General features: G+C 44.6%; 12 protein-coding genes. 11 read left to right on the top strand and 1 reads right to left on the bottom strand.

The window, feature by feature from the left end; all coding sequences use genetic code 11:
• Positions 1-2: 2 nt before the first annotated feature.
• The 11 genes from WKT12_RS01560 to WKT12_RS01510 all read left to right on the top strand — a co-directional run bounded on the left by WKT12_RS01560 (position 3) and on the right by WKT12_RS01510 (position 9,319).
• Positions 3-1,190: an ABC transporter permease gene (locus WKT12_RS01560; protein WP_340318568.1), complete on the top strand. Its 1,188-nt coding sequence runs from the start codon at positions 3-5 to the stop codon at positions 1,188-1,190.
• Positions 1,191-1,205: 15 nt separating this feature from the next.
• On the top strand, positions 1,206-1,616 hold the full coding sequence (locus WKT12_RS01555) for a secondary thiamine-phosphate synthase enzyme YjbQ (protein ID WP_021971008.1): 411 nt from the start codon (positions 1,206-1,208) through the stop codon (positions 1,614-1,616).
• A gap of 424 nt (positions 1,617-2,040) precedes the next feature.
• Positions 2,041-3,567: a F0F1 ATP synthase subunit beta gene (atpD, locus tag WKT12_RS01550; RefSeq protein ID WP_021971009.1), complete on the top strand. Its 1,527-nt coding sequence runs from the start codon at positions 2,041-2,043 to the stop codon at positions 3,565-3,567.
• A gap of 17 nt (positions 3,568-3,584) precedes the next feature.
• On the top strand, positions 3,585-3,830 hold the full coding sequence (locus WKT12_RS01545) for a F0F1 ATP synthase subunit epsilon (RefSeq protein WP_021971010.1): 246 nt from the start codon (positions 3,585-3,587) through the stop codon (positions 3,828-3,830).
• A 70-nt stretch (positions 3,831-3,900) separates the two neighbouring features.
• Positions 3,901-4,389, top strand: coding sequence for a hypothetical protein (locus tag WKT12_RS01540; RefSeq protein WP_340318567.1), 489 nt, complete (start codon positions 3,901-3,903; stop codon positions 4,387-4,389).
• Positions 4,310-5,407 carry a F0F1 ATP synthase subunit A gene (gene atpB / locus WKT12_RS01535; protein ID WP_340318566.1) on the top strand — a complete coding sequence of 366 codons (1,098 nt, stop codon included), beginning with the start codon at positions 4,310-4,312 and terminating at the stop codon, positions 5,405-5,407. The genes WKT12_RS01540 and atpB overlap by 80 nt, the downstream gene beginning before the upstream one ends.
• Positions 5,408-5,457: 50 nt before the next feature.
• On the top strand, positions 5,458-5,712 hold the full coding sequence (gene atpE, locus WKT12_RS01530; protein WP_021971013.1) for an ATP synthase F0 subunit C: 255 nt from the start codon (positions 5,458-5,460) through the stop codon (positions 5,710-5,712).
• Positions 5,713-5,726: 14 nt separating this feature from the next.
• The gene (atpF, locus tag WKT12_RS01525; protein WP_021971014.1) at positions 5,727-6,230 is read left to right on the top strand and encodes a F0F1 ATP synthase subunit B; all 504 of its coding nucleotides are present in this window, start codon (positions 5,727-5,729) and stop codon (positions 6,228-6,230) included.
• 6 nt (positions 6,231-6,236) lie between these two features.
• A complete protein-coding gene (locus WKT12_RS01520) occupies positions 6,237-6,791 on the top strand; it encodes a F0F1 ATP synthase subunit delta (protein WP_021971015.1) in 555 nt (184 codons plus the stop codon).
• A 51-nt stretch (positions 6,792-6,842) separates the two neighbouring features.
• On the top strand, positions 6,843-8,435 hold the full coding sequence (gene atpA, locus WKT12_RS01515; RefSeq protein ID WP_340318565.1) for a F0F1 ATP synthase subunit alpha: 1,593 nt from the start codon (positions 6,843-6,845) through the stop codon (positions 8,433-8,435).
• A gap of 5 nt (positions 8,436-8,440) precedes the next feature.
• Positions 8,441-9,319 carry a F0F1 ATP synthase subunit gamma gene (locus WKT12_RS01510; protein ID WP_021971017.1) on the top strand — a complete coding sequence of 293 codons (879 nt, stop codon included), beginning with the start codon at positions 8,441-8,443 and terminating at the stop codon, positions 9,317-9,319.
• A gap of 77 nt (positions 9,320-9,396) precedes the next feature.
• Here the strand turns inward: WKT12_RS01510 and gcvP are convergent, their stop codons facing one another.
• Positions 9,397-12,246: an aminomethyl-transferring glycine dehydrogenase gene (gene gcvP, locus WKT12_RS01505; protein ID WP_340318564.1), complete on the bottom strand. Its 2,850-nt coding sequence runs from the start codon at positions 12,244-12,246 to the stop codon at positions 9,397-9,399.
• Positions 12,247-12,248: the final 2 nt, after the last annotated feature.

Genomic DNA, 12,248 nt, shown 5'->3' with positions numbered 1-12,248 from the left:
TTATGGTTTGGAAATTATTAAGACAACATATCAGCGTGTCGCAACTGGCTGGATTTTTCCTTGCCAATTTGTGTGGCATGATTATCGTTTTGCTGGGTATACAGTTCTATCGGGATGTATTGCCCGTGTTTACTCAGGGAGATAGCTTTATTAAAAAAGATTTTGTAATCCTTAGTAAGAAGGTTAGTACGCTGGGAGCTATTGTGGGTAAGAGCAGTACTTTCTCGGCAGGTGATATCGCAGAAATAGAGGAACAGCCGTTTACCAAGAACGTAGGACGTTTTCTTCCGTCGCAATTCAAGGTTTCTGCCGGTATGGGAATGCAGGGAATACGCATGTCTACCGATATGTTTTTCGAGTCTGTGCCCGATGAGTTTGTTGATGTGAAATTGGATAAATGGAAGTTTGATCCGTCGTCGGATGTGGTGCCTATCATTATTCCGCGTAATTACCTGAACTTGTATAATTTCGGCTTTGCGCAGAGCCGGAATCTTCCTCAGCTTTCGGAGGGTGTCATGGGAATGGTGAACTTGGATATCCGTATTATGGGTAACGGTCAGGTAAAGCAGTTGAAGGGAAATATCGTGGGTTTTTCCAATCGGTTGAATACAATTCTGGTACCGGAAACGTTTATTAACTGGGCAAATGCAGCCTATGGAACCGGGGAGAAGGTTGAGCCTTCACGCCTGATTGTGGAGGTGAATAATCCGACGGATGAACGGATTGCCAAATTCTTCCAGCAAAAGGGATATGAAACTGAAGGAAACAGCCTTGATGCCGGTAAGGCAAGTTGGTTTCTGAAGGTGGTGATTGGCATAGTATTGTCGGTAGGACTGCTTATCAGTGTACTTTCGTTCTACATATTGATATTGAGTATCTATCTGTTGTTGCAGAAAAATTCTACAAAGCTGGAAAACTTATTGTTGATAGGTTACAGCCCTGCACGTGTAGCACGCCCATATCAGTTACTGACCATTGTATTGAATCTTGTTGTGCTGGCGTTGGGAATTGTAGCGGTAATGGTTGTTCGTTCGCTTTATCTGGATACTGTCATGAATTTATACCCTGATGCCGGAAGTGGCAGTGTGCTTCCTGCTGTCGTGACGGGTGTTATAATCTTTATAGGAGTATCGGCTTTGAATATTTTAATCATACGTCGCAAGATAAATGCTATCTGGCTGAGAAAATAAGAGGGAGGAATACAGATGATACAACAAGTAGAATTTACGCTAAAGGCTCGTTCCAGAGGATTTCATTTGATAACAGAAGAAGTGTTGAAGCATCTGCCTGCTTTGCCGGAAACAGGCCTGCTGAATCTCTTTGTGAAGCATACCAGTTGCGCGCTCAGCATCAATGAAAATTATGACCCTTCAGTTCGCGGTGATATGGAACGGATATACAATCGCCTGATACCTGAAAATGAAAGTTATTATCAGCATACAGACGAAGGAAGTGATGATATGCCAAGCCATGCCAAATGCAGCCTGACAGGGGTTTCGCTTACGATTCCTGTGACAAACGGAAGACTGAATCTGGGAACATGGCAGGGAATATATCTCTGCGAGTTCCGTGATTATGGCGGGCCTCGTAAAATTGTTGCAACGCTGATAGGATGAATCCTGTTGCATCTGTGGCGTGGATGAAAATCGCCCGTAGAATAAGTTTTTGCATTTGTAATGAAGTTTTTATGGATATCCCGACAGACTATGTTTTGTCGGGATATCTTTTTTGTGTAATATAGTTCGTTTGTTTACTAATGTCGAGAAAAAAGGAAGGAAAACCAAGCCAGGGTATTATATGTGAACAAATGTTTATAGATGTCTTATAGTGTAAAAAGACCTGTTCAAAATAGCTTGATTTGTGTCAGAAAACATGGTTTTAGGGCTAAAAAATGTTACTTAGGAGTACACTGTTGGCAGATTATTGTATAAATTTGCCATACGGAATAGTTAAACATTAAACTATTGCGAAAAACATAAAAGAGTAGATTTTTCAGGACTACAAAACGAACTTTTAATTATAAAATAAAAGATTAAGCTTATGTCAAAAATCGTTGGACACATTTCGCAGGTAATCGGTCCGGTTGTCGATGTTCGATTCAAATTCGACGGCGTGGATGCGGAGCATGCTTTGCCGAAAATTCACGATGCGATGACGATCAAAAGAAATGATGGTCGTACGCTGGTAGTGGAAGTGCAGCAGCATATCGGTGAAGATACTGTGCGTACCGTAGCAATGGACAGTACGGATGGATTGCAGCGTGGAATGGAAGTCATGCTTACCGGACAGGCTATTACAATGCCTGTTGGTCCTCAAATTAAGGGACGAGTAATGAACGTTGTCGGTGAAACGATAGACGGTATGAAAGAACTGGATAAAACGGGAGGTTTCCCTATCCATCGTGAACCGCCTAAATTTGAAGACCTGGCTACGACACAGGAAGTCCTTTTCACAGGTATTAAGGTTATTGACCTTTTGGAACCTTATCTGAAAGGTGGTAAAATTGGATTGTTTGGTGGTGCGGGCGTTGGAAAAACCGTACTTATCAAGGAGTTGATCAACAATATCGCCAAAAAGCACAACGGTTTCTCTGTTTTTGCCGGCGTAGGAGAACGTACTCGTGAGGGTAACGACTTGCTGCGTGAAATGATTGAGTCTGGAGTTATCCGCTACGGCGATGAGTTCCTGAAGAGTATGGAAGAAGGAAACTGGGACTTGTCGAAGGTGGATTATTCGGAAGTGGAGAAATCACAGGTTGCCATGGTGTTTGGACAGATGAATGAACCTCCTGGTGCACGTCAGTCTGTAGCATTGTCTGGTCTGACTCTTGCAGAATCGTTCCGTGATCGTCAGACAGGTGAGAATGGTCCGCGTGATATCCTTTTCTTTATTGATAATATATTCCGTTTTACTCAGGCAGGTTCTGAAGTTTCGGCTTTGCTGGGACGTATGCCTTCTGCGGTAGGTTATCAGCCAACACTGGCAACAGAAATGGGACAGATGCAGGAACGAATCACTTCTACCAAGAATGGTTCTATTACTTCTGTACAGGCTGTATACGTACCGGCCGATGACTTGACCGACCCGGCTCCGGCTACTACTTTCACGCACTTGGATGCTACTACTGTATTGAGCCGTAAGATTACGGAATTGGGTATTTATCCGGCTGTAGATCCGCTGGAATCTACTTCTCGTATCCTTGATCCGCTGATTGTCGGCAAGGAACATTATGAAACAGCTCAGCGTGTAAAACAGATTCTTCAGCGTAATAAGGAGTTGCAGGATATTATTTCTATTTTGGGTATGGATGAACTTTCGGACGAAGACCGTCTGACTGTAAACCGTGCTCGTCGAGTTCAGCGATTCCTCTCTCAGCCGTTTGCCGTAGCCGAACAGTTTACGGGAGTTCCGGGTGTTATGGTTTCTATAGAAGATACCATCAAGGGATTCAAGATGATTCTGGACGGTGAAGTCGACTATCTGCCTGAACAGGCTTTCTTGAATGTGGGTACCATAGAAGACGCAATCGAAAAAGGAAAGAAATTGCTTGAAGCTGCCAAAGGGTAAAGAAAACTCAACGAATTATGAAAGAAATGCATTTAGTTATCGTTTCCCCCGAGCGTATGTTATTCGACGGGAAAGTATCGCAGGTGACCCTTCCGGGAGAACTGGGAGAGTTTCAGGTACTGGTGAATCACGCACCTATTATTTCGTCACTCGTGGCGGGAAAATTGAGTTATACGTCGGGAACAGAAACTCAGACTTTAGAAGTCGCAGGAGGTTTTGCCGACATAAACAATAACCAGATATCAGTCTGTGTCGAACTTTGAGAAAAGTACGGCGGGCGTAGAACCTAAATGTTTTTGGTAGTTTTCCAATTGAGAAAAACTGCATGATACTATGTTCTTGTTAACCATCAGAAAAAAGTTTATCAGAGAGTTGACTCTTATCGGAGTCGTATTGACAGCTTTAGTGGCTGTAGTGTATCATATATTTATACCAGAACGGTATTTTTTGTGGTTCCCGGCTATTCCAATATTCTTTTATCTGTTTGGTTTGTTTTACATAGAAATGTTTTCGTTCTACTATCGTATGGGACTGGAAAAACTGGTGATGTGTTACTTGTCGTGTAAAGTATTGAAATTCATTTTAAGTGCCTTGATACTGGTTGCTTATGCATTCTTTATCGGACACGAAGTCGTGGCTTTCATGCTGACTTATGTGTTTTTCTTCTTTGCATTTCTGATATTTGAAACTCGCTTTTTCCTCTGGTTTGAAACGAAACTGAAAAATAGTAAAAAAGTAAACAATGAAAAAAATACGGTACATAGCACTGTTTCTGCTTCTGTTGATGGGGACGACGGGAATGCTGATGGCGCAAAATGCTGATTCGACGGCAGTCGCTGCTGCTACTTCTTCCGTAGAAAACAAGGAAGGAGATGTAAATGTGAACGAATTGGTCTTCGGTCATATTGGCGATGCTTATGAATGGCATATAGCTACATTGGGCAATACTGTTGTAAGTATTCCTTTGCCAGTAATTGTGCATAGTAGTACAGGCTGGCATGTATTTTGTTCTTCTCGTCTGGAAGAAGGGGAATATGAAGGACTGTACATTGCACGTGGCGGAGCGTACGACGGTAAAATCGTAGAACGCAATGCTGCTGGTGAAGAAGTCCGTCCGTTGGATATTTCTATTACAAAGAATGTAATGGGATTGTTTATCAACAGTGCAGTACTGCTTATCATCATGATGAGTTGCGTACGCTGGTACAAGAAACATCCGGTTGAGCAAGGAGCTCCCCGTGGTGGTGTAGGTATGATGGAAGCACTGATCCTGATGATATACGATGATGTGATTAAAGGCTGTATCGGTAAGGACTATAAACGATATGCTCCTTATTTGCTGACAGCTTTTTTCTTTGTGCTGGTAAATAACTTGATGGGATTGATTCCTATATTTCCGGGAGGAGCGAATGTGACAGGTAACATTGCCATTACAATGGTGCTGGCGCTTATAACATTTTTGCTCACCAATATTTATGGTACAAAGGAATATTGGAAGGAGATATTTTGGCCGGATGTTCCAACTTGGTTGAAGGCTCCGGTTCCTATGATGCCGTTGATAGAATTCTTTGGTATCTTTACAAAACCGTTTGCATTGATGATTCGTCTTTTTGCCAATATCATGGCAGGACATGCCGCTGTATTGAGCTTGATTGCAATTATCTTCATTACAGTGAAAGCTGGTCCTGTTATTAATGGCTCAATGACGGTAGTTGCCGTTGCATTCGGTATTTTTATGGATGCATTGGAAATTCTGGTTGCATTCATCCAGGCTTACGTGTTCACCATGTTGTCGGCTGTCTTTATTGGATTGTCGCGTGTAAAGAGCCACGAAGCTTAACAAAAAAAATAAGAAATAAAAAGTATAACCATTTAAAAATTTAAAAGATTATGTTATTGTCAGTTTTATTGCAGGCTGCTGCAGGAGTTGGTATTAGTAAGTTAGGTGCTGCTATTGGCGCAGGTATCGCAGTATTGGGTGCAGGTATTGGTATCGGTCGTATCGGTGGATCGGCAATGGAAGCTATGGCTCGCCAGCCGGAAGCTTCTGGTGATCTGCGTATGAACATGATTATTGCAGCTGCATTGGTAGAAGGTGTTGCCTTGATTGCCATCGTTGTTTGTTTGTTGACATTATTCTTATAATAAAACATTAGTTTATGGGATTATTAACTCCGGATCCGGGGCTACTGTTTTGGATGATTATCGTCTTTGGAGTCGTATTCTTTGTCTTGGCAAAGTACGGCTTCCCGGTAATCATTAAGATGGTAGAGGACCGGAAAGCATATATTGATAACTCGCTGAAAGCTGCTCGTGAAGCCAATGAACAATTGGCAAACGTAAAGGCTGAGGGTGAAAAGGTACTTGCTCAGGCACACGAAGAGCAGGCACGTATCCTTGCCGAAGCAGCTGCTACGCGCGATCGTATTGTTAAAGATGCGCAGAATCGTGCAATTGCCGAAGGAAATCGCTTGATGGCTGAAATCAAGAAACAGATTGAAACGGAAAAGGAAAGTGCGATTCGCGATATCCGCCGTCAGGTCGCAGTACTTTCTGTTGGCATTGCCGAGAAGATTATGCGAAACAAACTTGCTGATGCCAAGGAACAGGAAGAACTTATTGACCGCATGCTTGATGAAATGATCGAATCTACTAAAAAATAACGTACCATGAATACAGGAGTTGTTTCTATGCGTTATGCAAAAGCCTTGTTGGCATATGCTGAAGGGCAAAAGGTAGAAGATCGGGTATATGAAGAGGTAAAAACACTTGCTGCCAATTACGTGAATGTCCCCGATTTGCGTCGGGCCATAGAAAATCCGGTACTTGACGCTAAACGTAAATGTGAATTATTACGTGAAGCATCGGGAGGCAAGGACGTCAGTGAGGAGTTGATGCGTTTCTTCGCTTTGGTACTCGATGAAAGAAGAGAAAAATTCTTGCAATTCATGTTGTGGTCGTATATTGATTTGTATCGTGAAGATAAAAATATCCTCGTGGGAAAGCTTACTACAGCCGTACCTTCCAAACGTCTGGAAGAGCATTTGGTCGACTTGATAGGGAGCCGTACTCAGGGAAAGGTAGAGATGGAAACACATATCGATCCGGAACTGATAGGAGGATATATTATTGAGCTGGAAGGTTATCGCCTGGATGCCAGTGTGGCTAATCAGTTGAAGCGCGTTAAGCAACAGTTTATTGCGAGAAACAGAAGAATTGTTTAAGTAAATGGAGAAAGATTATTTGCTTCATTTATCATTTTTAATTAAAAAGTTATGCCAGGAAATACAATAAAACCCAGCGAAGTATCGGAAGTACTGCTGCGTCAGTTGCAAGGTATCGACAACTCACTGAAGTTTGACGAAGTGGGAACGGTACTACAGGTCAGCGATGGTGTAGCACGTATCTACGGCTTGCGCAATGCAGAAGCCAACGAGCTTTTGCAGTTTGAAAACGGTATCATGGGTACTGTGATGAATCTGGAAGAGGATAATGTAGGAGCTGTGCTTTTGGGTCCTACAGACCAGATTAAGGAGGGGATGATTGTAAAGCGTACCAAACGTATCGCTTCTATTAATGTAGGCGAAAGCATGTTGGGACGTGTTATTGACCCTCTGGGTGTACCTCTTGACGGACGTGGTGAGATAGGGGGCGAATTGTTTGAAATGCCTCTGGAACGTAAGGCGCCGGGAGTAATCTTCCGTCAGCCTGTAACCGAGCCTTTGCAGACTGGTTTGAAAGCAATTGATGCCATGATTCCTATCGGACGAGGACAGCGTGAGTTGATTATCGGTGACCGTCAGACAGGAAAAACAGCGATTGCTATCGATACGATTATTAACCAGCGTGCTAATTATGAAGCAGGAAATCCGGTATATTGTATCTATGTAGCCGTAGGACAAAAAGGTTCTACCGTTGCCAGCCTTGTAAACGCATTGCGTGAAAAGGGAGCAATGGATTATACAGTAGTAGTAGCTGCTACGGCATCCGATCCTGCTGCCATGCAGTATTTTGCTCCATTTGCCGGAGCTGCTATCGGTGAATACTTCCGTGATACCGGTCGTCATGCATTGGTTGTATACGATGACCTTTCAAAACAGGCCGTTGCATACCGTGAAGTATCTTTGATTCTTCGTCGTCCGTCAGGACGTGAAGCATATCCGGGTGATATCTTCTATCTGCATTCTCGTTTGCTGGAGCGTGCTGCAAAAATCATCAGCCAGCAGGAAGTTGCAGAACAGATGAACGATCTTCCTGCCAGCCTGAAGGGAAAAGTTAAAGCCGGAGGTTCGCTTACAGCGTTACCTATCATCGAAACACAGGCCGGAGACGTTTCCGCTTATATCCCGACAAACGTAATTTCTATTACCGATGGTCAGATATTCTTGGAAACCGACTTGTTTAACCAGGGCTTCCGTCCTGCAATTAACGTAGGTATTTCAGTATCTCGTGTAGGTGGTAGTGCACAGATCAAGAGTATGAAGAAGGTGGCCGGAACATTGAAGATAGACCAGGCACAGTATCGTGAGCTGGAAGCTTTCTCTAAGTTCAGCAGCGATATGGACCCTGTAACTGCAATGGCTATCGACCGCGGACGTAAAAACAACCAGTTGCTTATTCAGCCGCAGTATTCACCGATGCCGGTAGGAGAGCAGATTGCTATTCTGTATTGTGGAACCCACAGTTTGATGCGCGATATTCCTATCAGTAAAGTGCGTGCATTCCAAGACGCATTCCTTACCAATATGCGTGCCAACCATCAGGCTGATGTGCTCGATGTACTGGCAAGTGGTAAGATCAACGATGAAGTAACAGCATTGATTGAAAAAGTAGCGGCAGAAACAGCCGGACAATTTAAAGAAAAATAATCGTCATGGCATCACTGAAAGAAGTAAAAGGAAGAATAAACTCCATAAATGGAACGCTGAAGATTACTTCGGCGATGAAAATGGTTGCCTCTTCGAAGCTGCATAAAGCTCAGGAGGCAATAGAGAACATGCTTCCTTACGAACGAAGACTGCATCACATGCTTACTAACTTTCTGAATTCAGGGCTGAGTGTGGAGTCACCTTTCGTCGTGAAACGTGATGTGAAGAAGATTGCCATTGTGGTATTTGCATCGAACAGTAGCCTGTGCGGTGGATTTAATGTGAATATAATCCGTCATTTGTCTGAGATGCTTGAAGAGTATATCCGGCAGGTAGGAAAGGAAAACATACTTGTATATCCGGTGGGACGTAAAGTCGCAGATGCCGTAAAGAAGTTAGGTATAACGCCGATGGGAGATTATCAGCACATGAGCGGAAAGCCTAATTACAAGGAGGCTTCCGATCTGGCTGCCGAAGTGATGGATCGTTTCGTGAGCGGTGAGATACAGCACGTCGAATTGCTGTACAACCACTTTAAGTCGACATCTACTCAGATACTGACACGTGAAACCTATTTGCCTATTAATCTTGCCCAGACTTCTGCTGAAGAAGAACAGGAAAAAGGCATGCAGGCCGATTATATTATTGAACCATCGGCAGAAAAGGTGATGCAGGAATTGTTGCCCAAAGTATTACGTATGAAAATGTATACCGTATTGCTTGACTCGAATGCAGCAGAACACGCTGCCCGTACGATGGCAATGCAGATAGCAACCGATAACGCAAACGATTTGATTCAGGAGCTTACGCTGATTTACAACAAGAGTCGTCAGCAAGCTATTACGAACGAATTGCTCGATATTATCGGCGGTACGATGGCGTAACGGTCAAAGCATAAATAAAAAAATATCGGGATTGTCCGGAAGGGCAGTCCCGATATTTTTTTGTGGCTATCCGTTCTTTAGTCGAAGCTGCCGTAACGGGTAGGCAACAACTTGCGGTCGCCCAACGTATTGTCTACACGTGCGACATTAATCCAGAACTTATTTTCGCGAACACTTTCCGTAGGATATACTGCCTTTTCGCGGCTATACATATGCTGCCACTTATTGCTTACCGCTTCATATTCCGGATGCGGGGCATTAACCAGCACATTGTCTTCCTTCGAAGCATCACCGCTTTTGATTTCCTCTATTTCATGCCAGATGCTGAGCATGGTTTCGATAAAATTATCCAACTCATACAAACTTTCACTTTCCGTAGGTTCAATCATCAATGTACCATGCACAGGGAAGGAGAGAGTAGGAGCATGATAACCGTAATCCATCAGTCTTTTGGCAATATCATTCTCGGTGATGCCACTTTCTTCGTGAATCTTTCTGCATTCCAGAATCATCTCATGTCCTACAAATCCATTGGTTCCGCGGTAAACCGTACCATACGTATCATTCAGCGAGGCTGCAAGATAATTTGCATTCAGAATTGCTGTCTTGGTAGCCCTTTCAAGTCCTTCAGCCCCCATCATGCAAATATAAGCATACGTAATAGGCAAGATACCTGCACTACCGTAAGGAGCAGCAGAAACCTCATTCTGTTCGTTGCCGAAGAGTGCATGTCCCGGGAGGAACGGAATCAGATGCTTGGCCACACATACCGGTCCTACACCCGGGCCGCCGCCGCCGTGAGGGCTGGCAAACGTCTTGTGCAAATTCAGGTGACACACATCAGCACCGATAGTACCCGGATTAGTCAGTCCAACTTGCGCATTCATGTTGGCACCATCCATATATACCTGAGCACCGCAACGATGAATGATCTTACAAATCTCGGCAATATCACTTTCGAAAATACCGTGGGTAGACGGATAAGTAATCATCAGCGCAGCAAGCTGATCTTTATGCTCTTCCGCTTTCTGGCGAAGATCTTCTACATCCACATTTCCCCGTTCGTCACAAGCACATGTCAATGTTTCATATCCAGCCTGTACAGCCGAAGCCGGATTGGTGCCATGTGCCGAAGCCGGAATAAGAATCAGGTTACGATGACCTTGTCCGATGCTTTCCAGATAACTGCGGATAATACGCAGACCCGTATATTCTCCCGCAGCACCCGAATTCGGTTGAAGCGTAATCCCTTCGAATCCTGTAATCGTCAGCAGTTGGCGAGAAAGATTTTCAATCAGTGTATGATATCCCTGTGCCTGATCTTCCGGAACCAGCGGATGCATGTTCATCCATGCAGCATTGCTCAGCGGGAGCATTTCGGCAGCAGCATTCAGTTTCATGGTGCACGAGCCCAGCGAAATCATCGAGTGAGCAAGCGAAATATCCTTACGTTCCAAGCGCTTGATATAGCGCATCATTTCGGTTTCCGTATGATAACGGTTGAATACCTCGTGGCTGAGGAATGACGAACGGCGGCGCAGTTCACGGTTCAGAGAAGACGATTCCGGAATATCCTCCGTTTCGTGTACCGGCTCCTCGGCAGCGATACCGAAAATCATCAGCAGGTGATTCGCATCTGCCACGGTAGTAGCCTCATCGATACTGATACCCACATCCCCGTTGTCGTAATAACGCAGGTTCACTTCCTTGCTCAGTGCGATAGTACGCAATTTCTGAGCCGATACATGGTCGGGCAATCCCAGACGAAGCGTATCGAAGAAAAGCGAGTTCCGTTCCGTATATCCCAGACGGAGCAACTGCTTGTTGAGCCAGTTGGCGATACTATGAATACGTTTGGCAATATCTTTTATACCTTCAGCACCGTGGTACACCGCATAGAAGCCAGCCATGGTAGCCAGCAACGCCTGAGCCGTACAGATATTCGACGTAGCCTTCTCACGCTTGATATGCTGTTCACGCGTCTGTAGAGCCATACGGTAGCAAATTTTCCCATACTTATCTTTCGAGAGTCCGATGATACGTCCCGGCATGTTACGCTTGTACTCGTCACGTGTTGCGAAATAAGCTGCCGAAGGACCACCGTAGAACATCGGAATACCGAGGCGCTGCGTACTTCCGAATACGATGTCGGCACCCCATTCACCGGGAGGAAGCAACAGGGCAAGGCTTAGAATATCCGCATCCACGGCTACCTTGCAACCAGCCGCATGGGCACGCTCCGTAAACTCCCGGTAGTCTTCCACGTTACCGCTGTTGTTCGGGTACTGTACGATACAGCCAAATATATCAGGCGTGAACTCCAGTTCCTTGTAACTACCCACCTTTACTTCCATACCTTGCGGAATGGCACGGGTACGGATAACGGCAAGATTCTGAGGGAATATTTCCTGATCGACAAACAACGTATTGGCACCCGCCTTCTGTTGTGCCCGGCTTCTCAATCCATGCATCATCGTTGCAGCTTCTGCAGCCGCAGTCGCCTCGTCCAGCAACGAGCAGTTGGCCAGCGGCATGGCAGTCAGGTCACTTACCACCGTCTGGAAATTAAGCAGCGCTTCCAGTCGTCCTTGTGAGATTTCCGTCTGATAAGGCGTATACGAAGTATACCATACCGGATTTTCGAATACATTACGCTGAATCACAGCCGGAGTAATCGAGTCGTACCAGCCTGTGCCTATATACGATTTATATATTTTGTTCATCGAAGCCAGCTTACTGATGTGTTCGGCAAATTCCCGTTCTGTCATGGCAGGAGGCAAATCCAGTGGAGCCTTCAGTCGGATTTTTTCAGGAATGGTCTTATCAATCAGTCCGTCTAATGTCTTTACTCCTATTCTTTCCAGCATTTTGGGAAGATCATTTTCGGTAATGCCAATATGGCGATTGGCAAAAACATCTGTTTTCATGA

It is taken from the genome of Phocaeicola sp. HCN-6420 (assembly GCF_037890145.1).
Lineage (GTDB): Bacteria > Bacteroidota > Bacteroidia > Bacteroidales > Bacteroidaceae > Phocaeicola.
Note: the sequence above shows the minus strand (reverse complement) of the source record. Positions and strands in the feature narration are given on the sequence as shown.